The following is a 24,836-nucleotide window of genomic DNA, read 5'->3' on the forward strand; positions in this document are numbered from 1 at the left end:
TAAACCGCCGGGGACAGCGGTTTCCCCGTGGCATACGGCGTGCGAGACTGCCCCGGTTGCGGAAGTGAACGGGGTGGCCGGGGCGTCTCCCGGCCGGTGGGGAGCGGACGACGATGAGCAAGCGGCAAGTGCAGAAGATGCTGCGGTTGATGGCGAGCGGAGAGGCCGTCGAGCTCACCAGCCCCATGGCCTCCGTGAAGAAGCTCGCCCGACTCGCCTTCATCGCCCAGCAGTTCGGGTACGAGTACGCCGACGTACGACACAGCGGCGGCCGGAACAACGCCCTCGTCATGCTGCTCGTCCCCGATCCCAGCCCGCAGGCCCGCGGCCGCGCCGCGCAGAACTGGGCGCAGTACCCGAACGCGAGCGACGGTGTCTCCGTGCCGCCCCTGATCCCGGACGCCTTCGAACTCCTCAAGGCCCGGATCAACTTCGACCTCACGGGGCAGGCCAAGAAGCGCATGGGATACGCCGTCGCCGGCGTCAGCGTCGCGTGTCTGGTCCTCGCGTACCGCTTCGGCGGCCAGTCCGACGACTTCGTCGTCGCGGCCGTCATCTGGGTCGTGCTCCTGGCGGCGCTCGGCATCGGGTTCGTCGTCAACGGCAAGCGCAACGTCAAGTTCGCCGGCCGGCTCCAGGCCGCCGGGTTCATGCCGGTCACCGACGGGGACGGACGGGTGCGGTATCTGCCGCCGGGCGCTCAGCTGCCGGGCCAGGCGAACCCCTTCGCCGCCGGCCCGTACGGCAACCAGCCCCAGCCGGGATACGGGCAGCAGCCTCAGCCAGGCTACGGCCAGCAGCCCCAGCCGGGATACGCCCAGCAGCCGTACCCGCCCCAGCCCGGATACGCCCAGCCCCAGCCTCAGCCCCAGCCCTACGGCTACCCTCAGCCCCCGCAGCCCTCGCCCGCCCCCGGCCCGTACGCCCCGCAGCAGCAGCCCTATCCGCAGCAGCAGCCGTACCCGCCGCAGCAGCCCTACCCCCAGCAGAACCCCAACTGGCAGGCGCCGCAGCAGTGACCTCTGGGGTGACCCACGCCACTGGGAGCTGTTCGTAACAAACGGCCGCAAGTACCTCTCACCCCGCCTCCGCGCCGGGTGAGAGCAAAGTTCCTTTCCGGTCACCCAGTGCCACAGCAAGGAAACGCGCCCTCCCTACCTTCGGGATCAGCCGCTCAGAGAGCCCCGAGCCCCGAAGCACCGTGGAGGCAGCATGACAGCCCCGAGTACAGCCCCCGCACCCCCGACCAGGGGCAGTCGCTGGATCCAGGAGTGGGATCCGGAGGACGAGACCTTCTGGAAGGAGAAGGGCGAGAAAGTCGCCCGCCGCAACCTCCTCTTCTCCGTCCTCTCCGAGCACATCGGGTTCTCGATCTGGACCATGTGGTCCGTGCTGGTGCTGTTCATGGGCCCGGAGTACGGCCTGACCCCGGCCGACAAGTTCCTGCTGACCTCGATGGTCACGCTCGTCGGCGCCGTCGTCCGCGTCCCGTACACCTTCGCCGTGGCCCTCTTCGGCGGCCGGAACTGGACCATCGTCTCCGCCGGGCTGCTGCTCGTCCCCACCATCGCGGCGTTCACCGTGATGAAGCCGGGGACCTCCTTCTCCACCTTCCTGCTCGTCGGTCTGCTGGCCGGCATCGGCGGCGGTAACTTCGCCTCCTCCATGACCAACATCAACGCCTTCTTCCCGCTCCGTAAGAAGGGGTGGGCGCTCGGACTGAACGCGGGCGGCGGCAACATCGGCGTCCCGGTCATCCAGCTGATCGCCCTCGCCGTCATCGGCGCCAGCGGCGGCCCGCGCGTGCTGCTCGGCATCTACATCCCGCTGATCCTCCTCGCCGCCACCCTCGCCGCGCTCTATATGGACAACCTCGCGACGGTGAAGAACGACACCGGTGCCGCCATCGACTCGGCGAAGGACGGCCACACCTGGATCATGTCCTTCCTCTACATCGGGACGTTCGGGTCGTTCATCGGGTACGCCTTCGCCTTCGGCCAGGTCCTCCAGGTCCAGTTCGGCCGTACGCCGCTGCAGGCCGCGTACCTCACCTTCATCGGCCCGCTGCTCGGCTCCCTGATCCGCCCGCTCGGCGGCTGGCTCGCCGACAAGTACGGCGGCGCGAAGATCACCCTCTACAACTACGTCGGCATGGCCGCCGCCACCGGTGTGCTGATCTTCGCCAGCCAGGAGAAGTCGCTCGGACTGTTCGTCTCCGTCTTCGTGGTGCTGTTCGTCCTCAGCGGGCTCGGCAACGGCTCGACGTTCAAGATGATCCCCGGCATCTTCCACGCCAAGGCCCTCGCCAAGGGGCTCCAGGGCGACGAGGCCGCCGCCCACGGCCGCCGGCTCTCCGGCGCCTCCATGGGCCTCATCGGAGCGGTCGGCGCGCTCGGCGGGGTGGGCATCAACCTGGCCTTCCGCCAGTCCTTCCTGTCGAACGGCTCCGGCACCGGCGCCTTCGTCACCTTCCTCGTCTACTACGCCCTCTGCTTCGCGGTGACCTGGGCCGTATACCTTCGCCGTACGGCCGCCAAGGCCGAGACGACGGCAGCCGCCGAGACGAAGCCGCAGCTCAGCTATGCCGAGGTGTGACGTAACACCGGCGCAATGAAGCCGAACCGAGCCTGTCACGCACCGTTGACAGGCTCGGTCGGCACGCAGGTGCCATCACAGCCGGTGTAGGTGCAAACGACTCGAGTGCGGGACGAGAGTTATGTACGACGAAGAGCAGCGACCAGAACAACACGGCCCCCTGGCCGGCTTCACCGTAGGGGTGACAGCCGCGCGCCGGGCCGACGAGCTGGGCGCGCTGCTGCAGCGACGGGGAGCCGCCGTCCTGCACGCACCGGCCCTGCGGATCGTGCAGCTCGCCGACGACAGCGAGCTGCTCGCCGCGACCAAGCAGGTCATCGACGAGGTACCGGACGTCGTGGTCGCCACGACCGCGATCGGTTTCCGTGGCTGGATCGAGGCCGCCGATGGCTGGGGGCTGGGCGAGGACCTGCTCCAACGGCTGCGCGGCATCGAGCTGCTGGCGCGCGGACCCAAGGTGAAGGGCGCGGTCCGGGCCGCCGGGCTGACCGAGGACTGGTCGCCGTCGTCCGAGTCCATGGCCGAGGTGCTCGACCGGCTTCTGGAGGAGGGCGTCGAGGGCCGCCGTATCGCCATCCAGCTGCACGGCGAGCCGCTGCCCGGGTTCGTGGAGGCGCTCAGGGCCGCGGGAGCGGAGGTGCTCGGCGTGCCGGTCTACCGGTGGATGCCGCCGGAGGACATCGGGCCGGTGGACCGTCTCCTGGACGCCACCGTCTCCCGGGGCCTGGACGCCCTCACCTTCACCAGCGCTCCCGCCGCAGCGTCCCTGCTGACCCGGGCCGAGGAGCGGGGGCTGCTCCCCGAACTGCTCGCCGCCCTCAACCACGACGTCCTCCCGGCCTGCGTGGGCCCGGTCACGGCCCTCCCGCTCCAGGCCCGTGGCGTCGACACCGTCCAGCCCGAGCGCTTCCGCCTCGGCCCCCTCGTCCAGCTCCTGTGCCAGGAACTCCCGGCCCGGGCCCGCACCCTGCCCATCGCAGGCCACCGGGTCGAGATCCGCGGCCACGCGGTCCTCGTCGACGGCGCCCTGCGCCCCGTACCGCCGGCCGGGATGTCACTGCTGCGCGCGCTGTCCCGGCGGCCTGGCTGGGTGGTCGCCCGTGCGGAGCTGCTGCGGGCGCTGCCCGGCGCGGGCCGTGACGAGCACGCGGTGGAGACGGCCATGGCCCGCCTGCGCACCTCGCTCGGCGCTCCGAAGCTGATCCAGACGGTGGTGAAGCGGGGTTACCGACTGGCCCTGGACCCCGCCGCCGACGCCAAGTACTCGGACGTGTAGGACCGCCCCCGCACCAGCAGCGCCCTCGCCAGACAGCCCAGCGCCACCGTCGACAGCACGGCCCGCACGACGTTCCAGGCCACCCACGCGTCCTCGAACTCCTCGCGGGCGGCGGCCGGATCGGCGGCGGTGTCCAGACCGTTGTTCAACGGGATGTTGAAGGCGACCGTCACCAGGAAGGCGAGGGCGTACGCGGCGAGGGCCGCCCACACCCACCGGCGGTGCGACTGCCCCCGGCCCTGCCACGCCGCCACCCCGGTCAGCAGCAGCGCCCCGAGGAAGCTCAGCATGAACACCGGGTTCTGGATGACGTCGTTGATGTTCCGCATGACCTCGACGTAGACCCGGTCGTCGCTGCGGGCCAGGCCCGGCATCACCGCGCACGCGAACACGTAGAAGGTCCCCGCGATCAGCCCCATGGCGACCGTGGCCGCACCCAGTACCGCGCCTGTCGTCCCGCTCTGCTTCGTCATGCCCTCCAGTCAACGGGCCGGAGAACACCGCCGACATGGCCGAGACGCCCAGCCCCATACGCCTGCGTCCAGCCCCGCCGGTACGTCCCACCGATACGCCCCGCCGGTACGGGGACTTCCGGCGGCGCGGGCGGGAGGGCACTGTGAGAGGGAACCGTTTTCTCACGGCACCCCTAGGTGGTGACAGGCACATGGCACTTGATACGGCCGCGGCCCCGTACGAGCTGCGGTTCGACGCCGGGCGGATCTGTCTCGATCTCCTCGCGACCACCCATCCCGTCGAACGGCTCGACTCGGTCGAGGTGCTGTGCGCCTGGATCGTCGGCTCGGGGCTGGTCCCGGCGGACACCCCGCTGACCCACGCCGGCGTCTCCTGGCTGGTGGCCTTCCGCGAACTGAGGGGACGGCTGGGTCAGTTGGTGCGCACGGGGTCCACCGGTGCGGACATCGCGCTCGCCCGTGTCAACGAGCTCGCCCGTGCCGCGCCCCCGGCCCCTCGTGCCGTGTCGGCCGAGGACGGCACTCTCGTACGGCAGTTGACCGGTCCGCCCGAACTGGCCGCCCTGCTCGGCGCGATCGCGCGGGACGCCGTCGAACTGCTCACCGATCCGCTCGCGCGGGCGGGGCTGCGGCAGTGCGCCGGCGACAACTGCCCGATCGTGTACCTCGACACCTCACGGGGGCGCAGGAGGCGTTGGTGCTCCAGTGAGATCTGCGGGAACCGCGAAAGAGTCGCCCGGCACCGCCGACGCGCGGCCCTCGCCCGCGCCTGAGGGCCCGAAATTCACGCCCGGGGGTCCGGGGCCCGCGCCTGAGGGTCCGTTATGCGGCTTCTGTGGAACGGGAGTCGAAGTGATTTCGATTACACGCCGTTTACTCCCGCCGCGTCACGGGCAGTCGAGCCGATCTTGCCGATGTGGTGGAAATGTAAAGATCGCACGGTGGGAATGTGCGTTCATGTCCCCCTCGTCACGTCACTCGGAAGAAAACTGTCACGTCACTTTGAACACACAACCGCCCGCGTCCGTACCCCGTGTTGAGCGACCGGTCGGGGGAACCCCCGGACATCGGAGGTGGGCGTGCGCAAGGATTCCGTCGTGGCCAATGAACGTGGATCGAGGGCCCGACATCGCATGTCCCAGCCCTCGGAACCTGATGAGGAGCTCATGCGTGCTCTGTACAGAGAGCACGCGGGACCCCTGCTCGCCTATGTGCTGAGGCTGGTCGCCGGAGACCGGCAAAGAGCCGAGGACGTTGTGCAGGAGACGCTGATCCGTGCCTGGAAGAACGCCGGTCAGCTCAATCGAGCGACCGGATCTGTACGCCCCTGGCTGGTGACGGTTGCCCGGCGCATCGTCATCGACGGCCACCGAAGCCGGCAGGCCCGGCCGCAGGAGGTCGATCCGTCGCCGCTGGAGGTCATCCCCGCGGAGGACGAGATCGACAAGGCGCTGTGGTTGATGACGCTGTCGGACGCGCTCGACGACCTGACTCCCGCGCACCGGGAGGTGCTCGTCGAGACGTACTTCAAGGGGCGTACCGTCAATGAGGCGGCCGAGACGCTCGGTATACCCAGCGGCACCGTCCGCTCGCGGGTCTTCTATGCCCTGCGTTCGATGAAGCTGGCACTGGAGGAGCGGGGGGTGACGGCGTGATGAGTGTTTACGGGGGAAACCAGGGATTCGGCACAGGTGGTTCGGGTATGTCTGGGGCTATGCAGGGATCTCCGGTGCCGAGCGAGCACGAGACCGTCGGCGCCTACGCCCTCGGGATCCTCGACGACGCCGAGGCAACCGCTTTCGAGGTGCATCTCGCCGGGTGCGAATGGTGCGCCCAGCAGCTCGACGAACTCGCCGGGATGGAACCGATGCTGGCCGCGCTCGCGGACCTGCCCGGGACCGGGACACCCGCGATCGGCGAGTCGCTGTCCGCCAAGCCCAGCCCACGGCTGGTGAACAAGCTGGTCGACGAGGTCGCCGACCGCCGCGCCCAGAAGCGCCGGCGCGGCTTCTACCTGGTGGCCGCGGCGGCCGCGCTGATCATCGGCGGCCCGCTGGTCGCGGTGGGAGCGACGGGCGACAACTCGGGTGGGAACGTTTCCGCGCACACCACCGCCAGCAGCCCCGCCAAGGAAGCCTTCGACGTCATCAAGGACAAGGTCACCGCGACCGACCCCAGCACCGACGTCACCGCGACCGTCGCGGTGGAGAAGAAGGACTGGGGCACCCACGCGGTCCTTCAGCTGAAGAACGTGACAGGCCCCCAGAAGTGCTCCCTGATCGCCGTCGGCAAGAACGGCGAGCGCGAGACGGTCACCTCCTGGTCCGTCCCGAACTGGGGCTACGGCATCGCGAACGCCAAGACCGAAGAGGCCAAGCAGCCCCTCTACGTCCACGGCGGCGCGGCCTTCGACCCGAACCAGATCGACCACTTCGAGGTCATGACCTTCGACGGCAAGAAGCTCGTAGAGGTCGACGCGTAGAAGGCGTGACAGCCGACGCGTAGCTTCCACCGGCCCCCTTCACTTAATGTTGACGGCTGCCCAGCACGTCAGAAGGGGGCCCGGTGGCCGCTCAGGCTCAGCAGGAAACCGCGGTCGGTCCGGATCACGATTCCGTTCGTGACCGGGAGATCAGCGTCGAACAGGACCATCTCGACCGGGTCTACCGACGCCTCGAGGAGAAGATCCACGAGGCGGAGTTCCTCATGGACGACGCGGCCAAGCGCGGCCAGGTCGGTACGCCCGGCGCGCTCGCCGAGCGGGACGCCCAGGTCTTCCGGGCCGGCGTCCACCTCAACCGCCTCAACAACGAGTTCGAGGACTTCCTCTTCGGACGTATCGACCTGCTCCTCGGCAGGGACGGCAAGAAGGGCCCCGACGGCGCCTACACCGCCGTGGAGCCCGCCGAAGGCGCCGTACGGGCGGACGACACCGCCGATATCGCCGAGACGCTCCACATCGGGCGTATCGGCGTCCTCGACTCCGACTACGCGCCGCTCGTCATCGACTGGCGGGCCCCGGCCGCGGCGCCCTTCTACCGGTCGACCCCGGTCGACCCGGGCCGGGTCGTGCGCCGCCGGGTCATCCGCTCCAAGGGGCGCCGCGTCCTCGGTGTCGAGGACGACCTGATGCGCCCCGAGCTGACGGCCTTCCTCGACGGCCATGAGCTGCCCGTCATCGGCGACGGCGCCCTGATGGCCGCCCTCGGCCAGGCCCGCAGCCACACCATGCGGGACATCGTCGCCTCCATCCAGGCCGAGCAGGACCTGGTCATCCGCGCCCCCGCGGCCTCCGTGACCTACATCGAGGGCGGCCCGGGCACCGGAAAGACCGCTGTCGCCCTGCACCGCGCCGCCTACCTCCTCTACCAGGACCGGCGCCGCTACTCGGGCGGCATCCTGATCGTCTCGCCGACGCCCCTGCTGGTCGCCTACACCGAGGGCGTCCTCCCGTCGCTGGGCGAGGAGGGCCAGGTCGCCATCCGCGCCATCGGCTCCCTCGTCGACGGCGCCGAGGCCACGCTCTACGACAGCCCGGCCACCGCCCGCGCCAAGGGCTCGTACCGCATGCTCAAGGTCCTGCGGAAGGCGGCACGAGGCGCGCTGGAGACCAGGCCGGCCGGCGGTCAGCTCGCCCTCGGCGAGGACGACGCGGACACCGCCCGTCCCGCCGGCACCCCCACCCGCCTGCGCGTCGTCGCCTTCGGGCGCCGCCTGGAGCTGGAGTCCGCGGACCTGGACCGCATCCGCCACAACGCCCTCGGCGGCACCGCGCCCGTGAACCTGCTGCGCCCGCGCGCCCGCAAGCTCCTCCTGGACGCGCTGTGGGCGCAGTCCGGTGCGGCCGGCCGGCACACCGACCCCGAGCTCGCCGCCGAGCTGCGCTCCTCCTTCGACGAGGACGTCAGCTCCGAGGACAGCTTCATCGACTTCCTGGGCGCCTGGTGGCCCGAGCTCACCCCGAAGGGCGTCCTGGCGGCCATGGCCGACGAGCGCCGCCTCGGCCGCTGGGCACGCCGTGTCCTCAACCCCGGCGAGGTCCGCAGGGTCGCCCGCTCCCTGAGACGGGACGGCCACTCCGTGCACGACATCGCCATGCTCGACGAGCTCCAGGCCATCCTCGGTACCCCGGCCCGCCCCCGGAAGAAGCGCGAGCTGGACCCGCTCGACCAGCTCAGCGGCCTGGAGGAGCTGATGCCGGTCCGCGAGGAGACCCAGCGCGAGCGCGCCGAGCGGCTCGCCCAGGAGCGCACCGAGTACGCCCATGTCATCGTCGACGAGGCACAGGACCTCACCCCGATGCAGTGGCGCATGGTCGGCCGCCGCGGCCGGCACGCCACCTGGACGGTCGTCGGCGACCCGGCCCAGTCCTCCTGGTCCGACCCCGACGAGGCGGCCGAGGCCCGCGACGAGGCCCTCGGCACCCGTCCGCGCCGCCGCTTCGAGCTCACCGTGAACTACCGCAACCCCTCGGAGATCGCCGACCTCGCCGCCAAGGTGCTGGCCCTCGCCATGCCCGGCTCCACGTCCCCGCGGGCCGTCCGCTCCACCGGCGTCGAGCCCCGCTTCACGGTGGTGGCGGAGTCCCTCGCGGCCACCGTCCGCGCGGAGGCGGCCCGCCTCCTCGACCTCGTCGACGGCACGGTCGGCGTCGTCGTCGCCATGCAGCGCCGCGAGGAGGCCGCCCGCTGGCTCACCGGCCTCGGCGACCGGGTGGTGGCGCTCGGCAGCCTGGAGGCCAAGGGCCTGGAGTACGACGCCACGATCGTCGTCTCCCCGGCCGAGATCGCGGACGAGTCCCCGGCGGGCCTGCGGGTGCTGTACGTGGCCCTGACCCGGGCCACCCAGCAGCTGACGATCGTGTCGGGGGAGCGGGACCAGCCAAACCCGAACGGGGTGCCCGATCTGCTGAGAGATTGAACTCTCGGGATGGGAATGGCCTTACGGGATCCGTTTGTTAGCCTGGGTGTGACACCGGCTCGATCCAAGCCCCCGGGCCCAACCTTCGTCCCTTAGAGGGACCACTTGCCGCGAGGCGAGCATGGCGGGTCGGTGTCACTGACTCGCGAGAGGCCCACGTCCCAGGACGTGGGCCTCTTTCGCTGTGAACAAAACGTTCGCAATCCAGCGCGGCTAACGCCTACTCATCAGTAGGTGCGACGATCGGACGGCAAACGGCAGGACAGCGACACAGCGTCACAGGTGAAAGCAGAGGAAGTCGGCCATGGCAACGGCGCCCAGCGTCTCCTACTCGATGACGGTCCGGCTGGAGGTGCCCGCGAGCGGAACCGCGGTCTCCCAGCTCACCGGGGCCGTCGAGTCCCACGGAGGCTCGGTGACCGGCCTCGACGTGACCGCCTCCGGCCACGAGAAGCTCCGGATCGACGTCACCATCGCGGCCACCTCCACGGCACACGCCGACGAGATCGTCGAGCAGCTGCGCGGCATCGAGGGCGTCACGCTCGGCAAGGTCTCCGACCGTACGTTCCTGATGCACCTCGGCGGCAAGATCGAGATGGCGTCCAAGCACCCCATCCGCAACCGCGACGACCTCTCGATGATCTACACCCCCGGCGTGGCCCGGGTCTGCATGGCGATCGCCGAGAACCCCGAGGACGCCCGCCGCCTCACCATCAAGCGCAACTCCGTTGCGGTCGTGACGGACGGCTCGGCCGTGCTGGGCCTCGGCAACATCGGCCCGAAGGCCGCGCTCCCGGTCATGGAGGGCAAGGCGGCCCTCTTCAAGCGGTTCGCCGGCATCGACGCCTGGCCGATCTGCCTGGACACCCAGGACACCGACGCGATCGTCGAGATCGTCAAGGCGATCGCCCCCGGGTTCGCCGGCATCAACCTGGAGGACATCTCCGCACCCCGCTGCTTCGAGATCGAGGCCCGGCTGCGCGAGGCCCTCGACATCCCCGTCTTCCACGACGACCAGCACGGCACCGCGATCGTCGTCCTCGCCGCCCTGAAGAACGCACTTCGCGTCACCGGCAAGGCAATTGAGAACATTCGCGTCGTCATGTCCGGCGCCGGCGCGGCCGGTACGGCCATCCTCAAGCTGCTGATCGCCGCGGGCGTCAAGAACGCCGTCGTCGCCGACATCCACGGCGTGGTGCACGCCGGCCGCGAGGACCTCGTCGACGCCGCCGCGGACTCGCCGCTGCGCTGGATCGCCGACAACACCAACCCCGAGGGCCTGACCGGCACGCTGAAGGAAGCGGTGCGCGGCGCCGACGTCTTCATCGGCGTCTCCGCGCCCAACGTGCTCGACGGGGACGACGTGGCCGCGATGGCCGAGGGCGCGATCGTGTTCGCGCTCGCGAACCCGGACCCCGAGGTGGACCCGGCGATCGCCCGCCAGACGGCGGCGGTTGTGGCCACCGGCCGCTCCGACTTCCCGAACCAGATCAACAACGTGCTGGTCTTCCCGGGTGTCTTCCGCGGTCTCCTCGACGCCCAGTCCCGCACGGTCAACACCGAGATGATGCTGGCCGCCGCGACCGCCCTGTCGGACGTGGTCACCGCGGACGAGCTGAACCCGAACTACATCATTCCTTCTGTCTTCAACGACAAGGTCGCGGGCGCGGTCGCCGGTGCGGTGCGCGAGGCGGCGAAGGCGGCGGGCGCCACGGCGTAGCACCGGGCGCCCGCTCCGTAGCACCGGGCGCCTCGTCCCGTTGTCGTAGCCGTGTCGTACTGTGCAAGGGCTGTGGGTGGTCATGCGGGCTTGTGAGCATCACCACCACGGCCCCTGCATCGGCGCGTCGCGGAACCGCAGGCCGAGGGCCGCCCGTTAGGTTGGCGGGCACGCGCAGGCCTTTCGTGTGACTCCCTAGGGTGTTCTCACGACTCCTACGGGTGCCGGATTGGCTTTCCCGCCGCAGGTAGGGGCAGGATGCGTCCCTGGGCGCGAGCGCATCGGCAAACGACAGCGCCCAACATGCGGCTCCGCCGCGTGGCACGCCTCAACGGCAAGAAGAACACGGGAGTAAGAACATGAACCGCAGTGAGCTGGTGGCCGCGCTGGCCGACCGCGCCGAGGTGACCCGCAAGGACGCCGACGCCGTTCTGGCCGCTTTCGCCGAGACCGTCGGCGAGATCGTCGCCAAGGGCGACGAGAAGGTCACCATCCCCGGCTTCCTGACCTTCGAGCGCACCCACCGTGCCGCTCGCACCGCGCGCAACCCGCAGACCGGCGACCCGATCCAGATCCCGGCCGGCTACAGCGTGAAGGTCTCCGCTGGCAGCAAGCTCAAGGAAGCCGCCAAGGGCAAGTGAGCCTGACGGTACGTCCGGGACGACGTACGAGGCGCGAGTAACGCCAATGGGGCGGCCACCCGGTGAGGGTCGGCCGCCCCATTGGCGTACGTGGGCTGGTTACCCGAGCGCCTTGCCCGGAAGCTCGACCTTCGCGCCGAGCTCGACGAGCTTCTCCATGAAGTTCTCGTAGCCGCGGTTGATCAGGTCGATGCCGTGCACCCGCGAAGTGCCCTGCGCGGCGAGGGCCGCGATGAGGTACGAGAAGCCGCCGCGGAGGTCGGGGATGACCAGGTCGGCGCCCTGGAGCTTGGTGGGGCCCGAGACGACCGCCGAGTGGAGGAAGTTGCGCTGGCCGAAACGGCAGTCGCTGCCGCCCAGGCACTCGCGGTACAGCTGGATGTGAGCACCCATCTGGTTCAGCGCGGAGGTGAAGCCGAGCCGGGACTCGTAGACCGTCTCATGGATGATCGACAGGCCGGTCGCCTGCGTCAGCGCCACCACCAGCGGCTGCTGCCAGTCCGTCTGGAAGCCCGGGTGGACGTCCGTTTCGAGCGCGATGGACTTCAACTGGCCACCGGGGTGCCAGAACCGGATGCCCTCGTCGTCGATCTCGAAGGCACCGCCCACCTTCCGGTAGGTGTTGAGGAACGTCATCATCGACCGCTGCTGGGCGCCGCGGACGTAGATGTTGCCCTCGGTCGCCAGCGCGGCGGACGCCCAGGAGGCGGCCTCCAGGCGGTCCGGGAGCGCCGCGTGGTTGTAGCCGCCGAGCGTGTCCACACCGGTGACGCGGATCGTGCGGTCGGTGTCCATCGCGATGATGGCGCCCATCTTCTGCAGGACGCAGATGAGGTCCTCGATCTCGGGCTCCACCGCGGCGTTGGAGAGTTCGGTGACGCCCTCCGCCAGTACCGCCGTCAGCAGCACCTGCTCGGTCGCGCCGACCGAGGGGTACGGCAGCCGGATCTTCGTACCGCGCAGCCGCCGCGGCGCCTCCAGGTACTGGCCGTCCGCCCGCTTCTCGATCGTCGCGCCGAACTGCCGCAGTACCTCGAAGTGGAAGTCGATCGGCCGGCCGCCGATGTCGCAGCCGCCGAGACCGGGGATGAAGGCGTGACCGAGGCGGTGCAGCAGCGGGCCGCACAGGAGGATCGGGATACGGCTCGACCCGGCGTGGGCATCGATGTCAGCGACGTTCGCGCTCTCGACGTGGGTCGGGTCCATCACCAGTTCGCCGGGCTCCTCACCCGGACGGACCGTCACACCGTGCAGTTGCAGCAGACCGCGTACGACACGCACGTCACGGATGTCCGGAACGTTGCGCAGTCGACTCGGCCCGCTGCCCAGCAGGGCGGCGACCATGGCCTTCGGTACGAGGTTCTTCGCACCGCGGACACGGATCTCGCCCTCCAGCGGGGTGCCGCCGTGGACAAGCAGTACGTCGTCATTGCCGTTGACGGTCATGTATCTCGCGTTCCGATTGGTGGGGCAGGGGCCAGAAAGGAAAGGGTAATCGCCGTCCACCCCCCTTCCGTAAGCCCAAGTACCGCTCAGCCACGTCATAGCTGTGTCACAACACGAACCGTTCCCCGGCGGGCACATGGGGTCACGGTGGCGGGCGCGCGCGAGGGGCGCGTGGTTGCGCTCTGAGCTGCATCCTCCGCCGTAAGGGCATTGCCACCCCCTTTCGCGGGAAGATGCGGGATCATGTCTGGCATGACCGAGGTGTCCTCGCTCACAGGGCGGTTGCTCGTGGCAACGCCCGCCCTGGCGGACCCGAACTTCGACCGTGCGGTGGTGCTCCTTCTCGACCACGACGAGGAGGGCTCCCTCGGTGTCGTCCTCAACCGGCCGACGCCGGTGGACGTCGGCGACATCCTGGAGGGCTGGGCCGACCTCGCCGGTGAGCCCGGGGTCGTCTTCCAGGGCGGCCCGGTCTCCCTCGACTCGGCGCTCGGCGTCGCCGTCATCCCGGGCGGCGCGTCCGGCGAGCGGGCCCCGCTGGGCTGGCGCCGGGTGCACGGCGCGATCGGTCTGGTCGACCTGGAGGCCCCGCCGGAACTCCTCGCCTCGGCCCTCGGTTCCCTGCGGATCTTCGCCGGATACGCCGGCTGGGGGCCCGGCCAGCTGGAGGACGAGCTGGTGGAGGGCGCCTGGTACGTCGTCGAGTCCGAACCCGGCGATGTCTCCTCCCCGTCCCCGGAAACCCTCTGGCGCGAGGTCCTGCGCCGTCAGCGCAACGAGCTGGCGATGGTGGCCACGTATCCGGACGACCCTTCACTCAACTGAAGCGTGTGACCTTCAGTACCCTGGCTTTCATGAGCACTCTTGAGCCCGAGCGCGGGACTGGTACGGGGACCCTCGTAGAGCCGACGCCACAGGTGTCCCACGGCGACGGCGACCACGAGCGCTTCGCCCACTACGTCCAGAAGGACAAGATCATGGCGAGCGCCCTCGACGGGACCCCCGTCGTGGCGCTGTGCGGCAAGGTGTGGGTACCGGGCCGCGACCCGAAGAAGTACCCCGTGTGCCCCATGTGCAAGGAGATCTACGAGTCCATGGGCGCCGGCGGGGACGGCGACGGCAAGGGCGGCGGCGACAAGTAGGTCCCGCCTGTCCGGCTGAGCCGAGCTTTGTGAGGCCCTCGGGGCGCGTTCAGGCGCGCCCCGAGGGCCTTTCGCATGCCTTTTCGCAGTCCTTCGCATGTCACGAAGTGGTGGAGACCTCTTGTGGGCATGTTCATGTAGTCCCTAGCCTCCGTTGTGCAGAGCGAAACCGCCATTGCATATGTTGCAACGCAACGCACTCTTGCTCGGAGGCCCCACTCCATGAAGCTCTCCCCCCGGCTGACCGTGCTCCTGACCGCCCTCGCCCTCACCGCCTGCGCTCCCCAGACCTCCTCCAACTCGTCCTCCGACAAGGACGACAAGACCGGCACCCTGCGCGTCTGGCTCTTCCAGGAGGTCGGCAACCAGCCCAAGGAGAAGGTCGTCGACTCCGTGGTCGCCGCCTTCGAGAAGGCCCATGAGGGCACGAAGGTCGACGTGGAGTACATCCCGGTCGACACCCGCGCCCAGCGCGTCAAGGCCGCCTTCAACGACCCGGCGTCCGCTCCCGACGTCATGGAGTACGGCAACACCGACACCGCCGGCTATGTGCGGGACGGCGGACTGCTCGACATCACCGAGGAGTTCGGCGCCTGGCCCGAGGCCAAGGACACCGACCCCACCGCGAGGACGTCCGTCACCGTGGCCGGCAAGATCTACGGCGCGCCCTTCTACGTCGGCGTCCGCGCCCTGTACTACCGCACCGACGTCTTCGAGGAACTCGGCCTGGAAGTCCCCCGCTCCATGTCCGAGTTGGCGGCGACGGCGCGCAAGATCCGCGCCGCCAAGCCCGAGTTGTACGGCCTGGTCGTCGGCGGCGCCTACACGTACGGCGCGATGCCGTTCGTCTGGGCCGACGGTGGTGAGATCGCCACCGCCCAGGACGGCTCGTACACCTCGGCGATCGACAGCGCCGCCGCCCGCAAGGGCATCAAGGCGTACACCTCCCTGTTCTCCGACGACAACTGTCCCGCCGCCAAGTGCGCCGGCTTCGGCGGCAACGACACGGTCACCGCGTTCGCCGCGGGCAAGGCGGGCATGGCGATCGGCGGCGACTTCAGCCACGCGGCGGTCGAGGCGGGCAAGGTGAAGGGCAAGTACGCGGTGGTGCCGCTGCCCGGCGTCACGTCCGGCTCCATCGCTCCCGCCTTCGCGGGCGGCAACAACATCGGCGTACTGAAGAGCACCTCGCACCGCACGCTGGCGGTGCAGCTGATGGAGCGGTTGGCGTCGAAGAAGACCCAGGCCGCGCTCTTCGACGCGATGGGCTTCCTGCCGACCTTCGGGGACGTACGGCAACAGGCGGCGCAGAAGGAGCCGTTCGTGAAGCCGTTCGTGGAGACGCTGGGCGCCGGGACGAAGTTCGTGCCCGCGTCTCCCGCCTGGTCGCAGATCGACTCCTCCCTCGTCCTGCCGACGATGTTCCAGGAGGTCATCAGCGGCAGGAAGGACGTGGCGGCGGCTTCGGCGGACGCGGCGAAGAAGATGGACGACGCGTTCGGCGCCGCCGGATGACCACGGTGACCCACCGCACCACCTGGACGCCGTGGCTCTATCTGGCCCCCGCTCTCGTCGCCCTCGGTGGGCTGCTCGTCTATCCCATCTATCAGCTCGGGCTCATCTCCTTCTTCCGGTACACCCAGGCGCAGGTCAGCGGTGGTGAGCCCACCGCCTTCGAAGGGTTCGGGAACTACTCGGCGCTCTTCGCCGACCCGCAGTTCTGGCAGGTGCTGCTGGCCACCGTGGTCTTCGCGGCCGCCTGCGTCGTCTCCACCCTCGCCGTCGGCTGCGCGCTCGCCGTACTGCTCACCCGGGTGCGTGCCGTGCCGCGGCTGGCGCTGATGCTGGCCGCGCTGGGGGCGTGGGCGACACCGGCGGTGACCGGGTCGACGGTCTGGCTGCTCCTGTTCGACCCCGACTTCGGGCCGGTCAACCGGATCCTCGGCCTCGGCGACCACTCCTGGACGTACGGGCGTTACTCCGCCTTCCTGCTCGTCCTGCTCGAAGTGGTGTGGTGCTCCTTCCCGTTCGTGATGGTCACCGTCTACGCCGGTATCCGCGCCGTCCCCGCCGAGGTACTGGAGGCGGCCTCCCTCGACGGCGCCTCGCAGTGGCGGGTCTGGCGCTCGGTGCTGGCGCCGATGCTGCGGCCGATCCTGGTGGTCGTCACCATCCAGTCGGTCATCTGGGACTTCAAGGTCTTCACGCAGATCTACGTCATGACGAACGGCGGCGGCATCGCGGGCCAGAACCTCGTCCTGAACGTCTACGCCTACCAGCAGGCGTTCGCCTCCTCGCAGTACGGCCTCGGCTCGGCGATCGGGGTCGTGATGCTGCTGATCCTGCTCGCCGTGACCCTCGGCTATCTGCGGCTGCTGCGCCGGCAGGGGGAGGAGCTGTGAGGGGAGGAGCTGTGAATCTTCTTCGGGGCCTTGTGGCCCGCCCGTGGCGGTTCGCGGCAGAAGTGTCCGCACTGCTGATCGCGGCCGTCGTCGCCTTCCCCCTCTACTGGATGGTGCTGAGCGCCTTCAGACCGGCCGGGGAGATCGAATCGAGCGAGCCGCGGCCGTGGACGCTTTCGCCTTCTCTGGATTCCTTCCGGCGCGTGTTCGGGCAGCAGGATTTTGGTCGGTATTTCGTCAACAGCCTTGTCGTGGCGGGCAGTGTGGTGATCGCCTCCGCGTTCATCGCGTTTCTCGCGGCGACCGCCGTGACCCGATTCCGGTTCCGCTTCCGGACCACCCTGCTGATCATGTTTCTGGTGGCCCAGATGGTGCCGGTGGAGGCGCTGACGATCCCCTTGTTCTTCCAGATGCGGGACGTGGGTCTGCTGAACTCGCTGGGGTCGCTGATCCTGCCCCACATCGCCTTCTCGCTGCCCTTCGCGATCTGGATGCTGCGAGGGTTCGTGAAAGCGGTGCCGGAGGCCTTGGAGGAGGCCGCGTACATCGACGGGGCGGGCCGGGCGCGATTCCTGTGGCAGATCCTTTTCCCGCTCGTCCTCCCGGGGCTGGTGGCGACGAGCGTGTTCTCCTTCATCTCGTCCTGGAACGACTTCCTCTTCGCCAAGTCGTTCCTCATCAGCGACACTTCCCAGTCGACCCTGCCGATGGCCCTGCTGGTCTTCTACAAGCCGGACGAGCCGGACTGGGGCGGGGTCATGGCGGCGTCCACGGTGATGACGATTCCGGTGCTGGTGTTCTTCGTACTCGTACAGCGACGTCTGGTCTCCGGGCTGGGCGGAGCGGTCAAGGACTGAAAGGCCTGATCATTCATGGATCTCATTCCGGCACCTGACCGGACCGAGCGGGCCGAGGGCTTCCTCGAACTCGGCGACGGCTTCGGGATCGAGGCCGGGCCGGGCACCGAGGGCACCGCGCGCTGGCTGCGCGCGACGCTCGGCGCGGCCACCGGGCTCAGCCTGCCGCCCAGGAAGGGGGACGAGCACGACGTCCTCCATCTGTCCGTCCGGCCCGGACTGGCCGACGAGGCCTACCGCCTGGTCATCGCCCCCCACGGCATCCACCTCCAGGGCGGCTCGCCCGCCGGTGTCTTCTGGGGCGCGCAGACGCTGCGTCAGCTCCTCGGCCCCGACGCCTTCCGGCGCGCGCCCCTTCCCGGCCGTACCTGGCGGCTGCCCCTGACGGAGATCCAGGACGCCCCCCGATTCCGCTGGCGCGGCCTCATGCTGGACGTCGCCCGGCACTTCATGCCCAAGGACGGAGTCCTGCGCTACCTCGACCTGATGGCCGCGCACAAACTCAACGTCTTCCACTTCCACTTGACGGACGACCAGGGCTGGCGCGTCGAGATCAAGCGGCACCCCCGGCTCACCGAGGTCGGCTCATGGCGGGCGCGTACGAAATTCGGCCACCGGGCCTCGCCGCTGTGGGAGGAGAAGCCGCACGGTGGCTACTACACCCAGGACGACATCCGGGAGATCGTCGCCTACGCCGCCGAGCGGCATATCACCGTCGTCCCCGAAATCGACGTACCCGGACACTCGCAGGCCGCCATCGCCGCGTACCCGGAACTCGGCAACACCGATGTGATCGACACGACTTCCCTCTCCGTCTGGGACAACTGGGGGATCTCTCCGAACGTACTCGCCCCCACTGACAACACCCTGCGCTTCTACGAAGGGGTCTTCGAGGAACTCCTGGAACTGTTCCCCGGGGAGTTCGTCCACATCGGCGGTGACGAATGCCTCAAGGACCAGTGGCGGCAGTCGGCCACGGCACAGGCCCGTATCAAGGAACTCGGGGTCGGTGACGAGGACGGACTTCAGGCGTGGTTCGTGCGGCACTTCGACACCTGGCTCTCCGCGCGCGGGCGCAGGCTCATCGGCTGGGACGAGATTCTCGAGGGCGGCCTCGCCGACGGGGCGGCGGTCTCCTCGTGGCGCGGGTACGGGGCCGGGGTGACGGCCGCGCGCGCGGGCCACGACGTCGTCATGTGCCCCGAGCAGCACGTCTACTTGGACTACCGGCAGGCCGGCGGTCCCGACGAGCCGGTGCCCATCGCCTATGTGCGCACCCTGGAGGACGTCTACCGCTTCGAGCCCGTGCCCGCGGAGTTGACCGCGGACGAGGCGGCGCACGTGCTCGGCACGCAGGCCAACCTGTGGACCGAGGTGATGGAGGACCACGCGCGCGTGGACTACCAGGCGTTCCCCCGGCTCGCGGCCTTCGCCGAGGTCGCCTGGAGCGCCCTGCCGGCCCCCGGACAGCGGGACTTCGCTGGTTTCGAGCGGCGGATGGCCACCCACTACCGGCGACTCGACGCGCTCGGCGTCGGCTACCGGCCGCCCGCCGGTCCGCTGCCGTGGCAGCGGCGCCCCGGAGTGCCCGGTCGCCCGATCGAGGGGCCCCCACCGAACAAGTAGTGCAGAAACCCCGGCAGGATCACTGAAGAGAGGCAATTCGCTCACACCGGTGATGCCGTACGAAAACGGACCATCTCCCTGATGAGGTGGGCGAATGCCGTCTACCGGACCCCGTTCTTCGGGCCCCGCGAAGATGTGCCAGAGTTGCCACGTCCGCCCTGTCAGCACGTACCGTACGGCAGCAACAGGTGGGACCAGGTGGGGCAGCGGGAAGGGGCAGCCGGTTTGACCACGCACGCACCGCAGGCGGCGCAGGCCGTCACGCTGCCCACGACGCTCGACGAGGCCGTGGCGGCGCTGGCCGCCACGCCCGCCGCCGTGCCCGTCGCGGGCGGCACCGATCTCATGGCCGCGGTGAACTCCGGCCAGCTCAGGCCCGCCGCTCTGGTGGGCCTCGGCCGGATCAGCGAGATCCGCGGCTGGCAGTACCAGGACGGGCACGCCCTGCTCGGCGCCGGGCTCACGCACGCACGCATGGGCCGCCCCGACTTCGCCGCCCTCATCCCCGCGCTCGCCGCCTCCGCGCGCGCCGCGGGCCCGCCGCAGATCCGCAACGCGGGCACCCTGGGCGGCAACATCGCCTCGGCGTCCCCCACCGGCGACGCGCTCCCGGTGCTGGCCGCCCTGGAGGCGACGCTGATCATCGCGGGCCCGGACGGCGCCCGCCGGGAACTGCCGGTGTCGCATCTGCTGGCCGGGATGGACCTGCTGCGCGGCGGTGAACTCATCGGCTTCGTGCGCGTGCCGCTGCTGCACGCCCCGCAGGTCTTCCTCAAGGCCACCGGCCGCACCGGCCCCGGGCGGGCCATCGCCTCCGTCGCGCTCGTCCTCGACCCCGCCCGGCGTGGCGTCAGGTGCGCCGTCGGAGCCATAGCGCCGATGCCGCTGCGGCCCCTGGACGCCGAGCAGTGGGTCGGCCGGCTGATCGACTGGGACAACAGCCGCGCGCTCGTCCCGGAGGCGCTGCACGCCTTCGGCGAGTACGTGGCCGCGGCCTGCATCCCCGACCCGGTCCCGGAGCCCGACGGCTCCGTGCAGCCGCTTCCGCCCGCCGTACTGCACCTGCGGCGCACCGTCGCCGCGCTGGCCCGACGAGCACTGGGGAGGGCACTGTCGTGACCGACGACCAGCACGCGGAGGGCGGCGCGCCCCACAGCGGCGGCCGCTGGGACCCGCTGCCCCAGGGTGACTACGACGACGGCGCCACCGCCTTCGTGAAGCTCCCCGAGGGTGGCATCGACGCCCTGCTGGCCTCCGACAGCCCGCTCGCGGCGCCCGGCCACGGCTATGTGCCGCCGCAGATAACGGTGGCGCCGGGCACGGGAGCCGACCCCGCCGCCGGTCCGTGGGCGGCCCCCGCGGGCGGCACGCAGTGGCCCGACCCGAACGCGGTGCCGCAGGACGGGCACACCGCCGGGAACGACCAGTTCACGTACAACCCGGGGGTGACCGGGCAGTGGACCTTCCAGGACGCCTCGGAGTCCGCTCCGGCGCCCGGCCACGACGTCACCGGACAGTGGTCCATCCCCGTCGCCGGGGGTGATCTTCCGGATGAATCGGGCGAGTTCACCACGTCGTCCCTCGTCGAGCAGTGGGGCGGCACCCCGCCGGCCACCCTGCCCGGCGGCGCGCCCGCACCCTGGGCGACGCAGACGGGACAGCCGTGGGACACGGGCGCGCCGGAGACCGGACAGCCGACGGGCCCCGGAGCCGAGCACGGTCAGCTGCGCGAGCACGGCGAGCCGGGCGGCGACGGACACCTGCCCGTCCCGCCGGGCGCCGACGCGGGGAACGTGGACCTCCACGCACGCGTGGAGCCGCGTCCGGACGCGCACGCCCCGGAGCGGGTGCCCGATGGCCCCGACCCGGCCGCCGCACCGGACCCCGACGCGCCGCGGGCTCACACCCCCGACGGCGCCCCCGCCACGGCCGCCTCACAGCCCGCTCCGGGCGACGGTGAGGATCCCGGCCCGCACGACGCCCCCGAGGGCGCCCAAGGGGCCGTGGAAGCCGCCGAGGAGGCCTCCGAGCCGCTCGCCGAGCACGCCCAGGACGGCGACGCCGCTCCCACGGCGGAGGGCGCGGAGGAGGCGGAGGAGCACACCGCCGAACAAGCCCCCGCCTTCCCCGGCGAAGAACACCCCCTCGCCGCATACGTCCTGCGCGTCAACGGCGTCGACCGGCCCGTGACCGACGCCTGGATCGGCGAGTCGCTGCTCTACGTGCTGCGCGAGCGCCTCGGCCTCGCCGGCGCCAAGGACGGCTGCTCGCAGGGCGAGTGCGGGGCCTGCAACGTCCAGGTCGACGGGCGACTCGTCGCCTCCTGCCTGGTCCCGGCCGTCACCGCCGCCGGCAGCGAGGTCCGTACCGTCGAGGGACTCGCCGAGGACGGCCGCCCCTCCGACGTGCAGCGGGCGCTCGCCCGGTGCGGCGCGGTGCAGTGCGGCTTCTGCGTGCCGGGCATGGCGATGACCGTGCACGACCTGCTGGAGGGCAATCCGGCGCCGACCGAGCTGGAGACCCGCCAGGCGCTGTGCGGCAACCTGTGCCGCTGCTCCGGCTACCGGGGCGTCGTCGACGCCGTCCAGGAGGTCGTCGCCGAGCGGGAGGCACACGCCGCCGGGGACTCCGAGTCGAACGGCGACGAGGCACGTATTCCCCATCAGGCGGGTCCTGGAGCCGGCGGTGTCAACCCGTCGGCCTTCGAGCCGCGGCACGACCAGGCGTACGGACCGGACGGAGGCCAGGCGTGAGCAACGAAGCCGCCACCGCGACCACCCCCGCGGAGGCAGCCCCTGCCCCCGAGCCGATCCCGCACGGCCTCGGCGCGTCCCTCCCGGCCGCCGACGCCCGTGCCAAGACCGAGGGCACGTTCCCGTACGCGGCCGACCTGTGGGCCGAGGGCCTGCTGTGGGCGGCCGTGCTGCGCTCCCCGCACCCGCACGCGCGCATCGTGTCCATCGACACGTCCCACGCGCGCGACATGCCCGGCGTCCGCGCGGTCATCACCCACGAGGACGTGCCGGGCCACCCGCTGTACGGCCGCGGCAAGGCGGACCGCCCGGTCTTCGCCTCCGAGGTCGTACGCCACCACGGCGAACCCATCGCCGCCGTCGCCGCCGACCACCCCGACACCGCGCGGATGGCCGCCGCGGCCGTCATCGTCGAGTACGAGGTACGCGAACCGGTCACCGACCCCGAGCAGGCCTTCGAGGCCGAGCCGCTGCACGCCGACGGCAATCTGATCCGGCACATCCCGCTGCACCACGGCGACCCGGCCGCCACCGGCGACATCGTCGTCGAGGGCCAGTACCGCATCGGCCGCCAGGACCCGGCCCCTATCGGCGCCGAGGCCGGACTCGCCGTGCCCCGGCCCGACGGCGGCGTGGAGCTCTACCTGGCCTCCACCGACCCGCACACCGACCGGGACACCGCCGCCTCCTGCTACGGCCTGGAACCCGAGCGCGTCAAGATCGTCGTCACCGGTGTCCCCGGCGCCACCGCCGACCGCGAGGACCAGGGCGTCCAGCTCCCGCTCGGCCTGCTCGCGCTCAAGACCGGCTGCCCGGTGAAACTCACGGCCACGCGCGAGGAGTCCTTCCTCGGCCACGCGCACCGCCACCCGACCCTGCTCCGCTACCGCCACCACGCCGACGCCGAGGGCCGGCTGGTGAAGGTCGAGGCGCAGATCCTGCTCGACGCGGGCGCCTACGCCGACACGTCCTCCGAGGCCCTCGCCGCCGCCGTCGGCTTCGCCTGCGGCCCCTACGTCGTCCCGAACGCCTTCATCGAGGGCTGGGCGGTGCGCACCAACAACCCGCCCTCAGGGCATGTCCGCGGCGAGGGCGCCATGCAGGTGTGCGCCGCCTACGAGGCCCAGATGGACAAGCTGGCGAAGAAGCTGGGCATCGACCCGGCGGAACTCCGCCTGCGCAACGCCATGGCCACCGGCGACGTCCTGCCGACCGGCCAGACCGTGACCTGCCCGGCCCCGGTCGCCGAACTCCTCCAGGCCGTACGGGACTTCCCGCTGCCCGCGCTGCCCAAGGACACCCCCGAGGACGAGTGGCTGCTGCCCGGCGGCCCCGAGGGCGCGGGCGAACCGGGCGCGATCCGCCGGGGTGTGGGCTACGGCCTGGGCATGGTGCACATGCTGGGCGCCGAGGGCGCCGACGAGGTCTCCACGGCCACCGTCAAGGTCCACGACGGCATCGCGACCGTGCTCTGCGCGGCCGTCGAGACCGGCCAGGGCTTCACCACACTGGCCCGCCAGATCGTCCAGGACACCCTGGGTATCGACGAGGTCCACGTGGCCCCCGTCGACACCGACCAGCCCCCGGCCGGCGCGGGCTGCCGGGGACGCCACACCTGGGTCTCCGGCGGCGCGGTGGAGCGCGCGGCGAAGATGGTCCGCACCCAGCTCCTCCAGCCGCTCGCGCACAAGTTCGGGATGTCCACCGAGCTGCTCCAGATCACCGACGGCAAGATCACCTCGTACGACGGGGTCCTGTCGACCACCGTCACCGAGGCTTTGGACGGCAAGGAACTGTGGGCCACCGCCCAGTGCCGCCCGCATCCGACGGAACCGCTCGACGAGCAGGGGCAGGGCGACGCCTTCGTCGGCATGGCCTTCTGCGCGATCCGCGCGGTGGTCGACGTCGACATCGAACTCGGCTCGGTCCGGGTCGTCGAACTCGCCGTCGCCCAGGACGTGGGCCGCATCCTCAACCCGGCCCAGCTCGCCGCCCGGATCGAGGCGGGCGTCACCCAGGGCGTGGGCGTCGCGCTGACGGAGAACCTGCGCACCGCGCGCGGCCTGATCCGCCACCCCGACCTCACCGGGTACGCGCTGCCGACGGCCCTGGACGCCCCGGACATCCGGATCGTGAAGCTCGTCGAGGAACGGGACGTGGTCGCGCCCTTCGGCGCGAAGGCGGTGAGCGCGGTGCCGGTGGTGACCTCACCGGCGGCCATCGCCTCCGCCGTCCGGTCCGCCACCGGCCGCCCGGTGAACCGGCTGCCGATCCGCCCGCAGGCCGCGGTGGTGACGGGACAGTGAGCTCCGAGGATCCGCAGCGCTACGAACCGCCGCCCAGCGTCGGGAAGCTGCTGGTGTGGATCCTGGTGTTCGCGCTCGCGGCGCTGGTGGTCGTGCTCGGTGGCGTGTATCTGACGTGATGCGCGGGGTCGTGCTGGTCACCGGTGTCATGGCGTCCGGCAAGTCGACGGTCGCGCAAGCCCTGGCCGAGCGGCTGCCGCGCGCCGCGCACGTCCGTGGGGACGTCTTCCGCCGGATGGTCGTCTCCGGGCGGCAGGAGTACGTGCCCGGAGGCGGCGGCGAGGGCGAGGCCCAGCTCCGGCTGCGCTACCGGCTGTCGGCGGCGACCGCGGACGCCTACGCGGACGCCGGGTTCACGGCCGTCGTGCAGGACGTGGTGCTGGGGGAGGAACTGGCCGCGTACGTCCGGCTCGTCCGCACCCGCCCGCTGTACGTCGTCGTCCTCGCCCCGAGCCCCGAGACGGTCGCCGCCCGGGAGGCGGGGCGCGCCAAGTCGGGGTACGGGGCGGCCTGGACGGTGCGGGAACTGGACCGGCAGCTGCGGGCCCGGACGCCCCGGATCGGGCTCTGGCTGGACACCTCGGAGCTTTCGGTGGGGGAGACGGTGGAGGCGATTCTCACGGGAAGGCAACGCGCCGAGGTGGTTTGAGCGTCTCTTGGTCGTGGGGCGTTGTCGTGA

General features: G+C 70.9%; 22 protein-coding genes. 20 read left to right on the top strand and 2 right to left on the bottom strand.

Annotated elements, in window-relative coordinates:
* The first annotated feature begins 113 nt into the window (after positions 1–113).
* The 3 genes from OG885_RS27775 (at position 114) to OG885_RS27785 (ending at position 3,871) form a co-directional block, all read left to right on the top strand.
* Entirely contained in the window at positions 114–1,019 is a 906-nt protein-coding gene (locus tag OG885_RS27775; protein WP_405736310.1) for a hypothetical protein, read from the top strand.
* Positions 1,020–1,212: 193 nt separating this feature from the next.
* Positions 1,213–2,595, top strand: a complete 1,383-nt coding sequence (locus tag OG885_RS27780; protein WP_405736313.1) for a nitrate/nitrite transporter — start codon at positions 1,213–1,215, stop codon at positions 2,593–2,595.
* Between the two features lie 121 nt (positions 2,596–2,716).
* On the top strand, positions 2,717–3,871 hold the full coding sequence (locus tag OG885_RS27785) for a uroporphyrinogen-III synthase (RefSeq protein WP_405736315.1): 1,155 nt from the start codon (positions 2,717–2,719) through the stop codon (positions 3,869–3,871).
* Here the strand turns inward: OG885_RS27785 and OG885_RS27790 are convergent.
* On the bottom strand, positions 3,820–4,344 hold the full coding sequence (locus OG885_RS27790) for a DUF1772 domain-containing protein (RefSeq protein WP_405736318.1): 525 nt from the start codon (positions 4,342–4,344) through the stop codon (positions 3,820–3,822). The genes OG885_RS27785 and OG885_RS27790 overlap by 52 nt on opposite strands.
* Positions 4,345–4,535: 191 nt before the next feature.
* Between OG885_RS27790 and OG885_RS27795 the strand changes: the two genes are divergently transcribed.
* From OG885_RS27795 to OG885_RS27820, 6 genes are all read left to right on the top strand, one after another.
* Positions 4,536–5,117 (top strand): CGNR zinc finger domain-containing protein, encoded by a 582-nt coding sequence (locus OG885_RS27795; RefSeq protein ID WP_405736320.1) that lies wholly within the window; start codon positions 4,536–4,538, stop codon positions 5,115–5,117.
* 360 nt (positions 5,118–5,477) lie between these two features.
* The gene (locus OG885_RS27800; RefSeq protein ID WP_010039908.1) at positions 5,478–5,999 is read left to right on the top strand and encodes a sigma-70 family RNA polymerase sigma factor; all 522 of its coding nucleotides are present in this window, start codon (positions 5,478–5,480) and stop codon (positions 5,997–5,999) included.
* Positions 5,999–6,826: an anti-sigma factor family protein gene (locus OG885_RS27805; protein ID WP_405736322.1), complete on the top strand. Its 828-nt coding sequence runs from the start codon at positions 5,999–6,001 to the stop codon at positions 6,824–6,826. Before OG885_RS27800 ends, OG885_RS27805 begins: the two co-directional genes overlap by 1 nt.
* Positions 6,827–6,909: 83 nt before the next feature.
* Complete coding sequence (locus OG885_RS27810; protein WP_405736324.1) at positions 6,910–9,264, top strand: HelD family protein; 2,355 nt, start codon at positions 6,910–6,912, stop codon at positions 9,262–9,264.
* Between the two features lie 304 nt (positions 9,265–9,568).
* Complete coding sequence (locus OG885_RS27815; RefSeq protein ID WP_405736326.1) at positions 9,569–10,984, top strand: NAD-dependent malic enzyme; 1,416 nt, start codon at positions 9,569–9,571, stop codon at positions 10,982–10,984.
* Positions 10,985–11,343: 359 nt separating this feature from the next.
* Positions 11,344–11,625: an HU family DNA-binding protein gene (locus OG885_RS27820; RefSeq protein WP_007382399.1), complete on the top strand. Its 282-nt coding sequence runs from the start codon at positions 11,344–11,346 to the stop codon at positions 11,623–11,625.
* A gap of 99 nt (positions 11,626–11,724) precedes the next feature.
* On the opposite strand, the gene murA is transcribed toward OG885_RS27820, so the two are convergent.
* Positions 11,725–13,071 (bottom strand): UDP-N-acetylglucosamine 1-carboxyvinyltransferase, encoded by a 1,347-nt coding sequence (murA, locus tag OG885_RS27825; RefSeq protein WP_405736329.1) that lies wholly within the window; start codon positions 13,069–13,071, stop codon positions 11,725–11,727.
* A 252-nt stretch (positions 13,072–13,323) separates the two neighbouring features.
* On the opposite strand from murA, the gene OG885_RS27830 reads away from it, so the two are divergent.
* From OG885_RS27830 to OG885_RS27880, 11 genes are all read left to right on the top strand, one after another.
* Positions 13,324–13,896 carry a YqgE/AlgH family protein gene (locus OG885_RS27830; RefSeq protein ID WP_399961588.1) on the top strand — a complete coding sequence of 191 codons (573 nt, stop codon included), beginning with the start codon at positions 13,324–13,326 and terminating at the stop codon, positions 13,894–13,896.
* 29 nt (positions 13,897–13,925) lie between these two features.
* Positions 13,926–14,213 (top strand): DUF3039 domain-containing protein, encoded by a 288-nt coding sequence (locus OG885_RS27835; RefSeq protein ID WP_079309856.1) that lies wholly within the window; start codon positions 13,926–13,928, stop codon positions 14,211–14,213.
* 222 nt (positions 14,214–14,435) lie between these two features.
* The gene (locus OG885_RS27840; protein WP_405736333.1) at positions 14,436–15,728 is read left to right on the top strand and encodes an extracellular solute-binding protein; all 1,293 of its coding nucleotides are present in this window, start codon (positions 14,436–14,438) and stop codon (positions 15,726–15,728) included.
* A complete protein-coding gene (locus OG885_RS27845) occupies positions 15,725–16,615 on the top strand; it encodes a carbohydrate ABC transporter permease (protein WP_405736336.1) in 891 nt (296 codons plus the stop codon). Before OG885_RS27840 ends, OG885_RS27845 begins: the two co-directional genes overlap by 4 nt.
* Before the next feature lie 11 nt (positions 16,616–16,626).
* On the top strand, positions 16,627–17,472 hold the full coding sequence (locus OG885_RS27850; protein ID WP_405736339.1) for a carbohydrate ABC transporter permease: 846 nt from the start codon (positions 16,627–16,629) through the stop codon (positions 17,470–17,472).
* A 15-nt stretch (positions 17,473–17,487) separates the two neighbouring features.
* On the top strand, positions 17,488–19,098 hold the full coding sequence (locus OG885_RS27855) for a beta-N-acetylhexosaminidase (protein WP_405736341.1): 1,611 nt from the start codon (positions 17,488–17,490) through the stop codon (positions 19,096–19,098).
* A gap of 225 nt (positions 19,099–19,323) precedes the next feature.
* The gene (locus OG885_RS27860) at positions 19,324–20,217 is read left to right on the top strand and encodes an FAD binding domain-containing protein (RefSeq protein ID WP_405736343.1); all 894 of its coding nucleotides are present in this window, start codon (positions 19,324–19,326) and stop codon (positions 20,215–20,217) included.
* On the top strand, positions 20,214–21,851 hold the full coding sequence (locus OG885_RS27865) for a 2Fe-2S iron-sulfur cluster-binding protein (RefSeq protein ID WP_405736349.1): 1,638 nt from the start codon (positions 20,214–20,216) through the stop codon (positions 21,849–21,851). The genes OG885_RS27860 and OG885_RS27865 overlap by 4 nt, the downstream gene beginning before the upstream one ends.
* A complete protein-coding gene (locus tag OG885_RS27870; RefSeq protein ID WP_405736351.1) occupies positions 21,848–24,157 on the top strand; it encodes a xanthine dehydrogenase family protein molybdopterin-binding subunit in 2,310 nt (769 codons plus the stop codon). Before OG885_RS27865 ends, OG885_RS27870 begins: the two co-directional genes overlap by 4 nt.
* A complete protein-coding gene (locus tag OG885_RS27875) occupies positions 24,154–24,276 on the top strand; it encodes a hypothetical protein (RefSeq protein ID WP_329338516.1) in 123 nt (40 codons plus the stop codon). The genes OG885_RS27870 and OG885_RS27875 overlap by 4 nt, the downstream gene beginning before the upstream one ends.
* The gene (locus tag OG885_RS27880; protein WP_405736353.1) at positions 24,276–24,806 is read left to right on the top strand and encodes an AAA family ATPase; all 531 of its coding nucleotides are present in this window, start codon (positions 24,276–24,278) and stop codon (positions 24,804–24,806) included. Before OG885_RS27875 ends, OG885_RS27880 begins: the two co-directional genes overlap by 1 nt.
* Positions 24,807–24,836 lie beyond the last annotated feature (30 nt).

This window comes from Streptomyces sp. NBC_00028 (assembly GCF_045041065.1).
Lineage (GTDB): Bacteria > Actinomycetota > Actinomycetes > Streptomycetales > Streptomycetaceae > Streptomyces.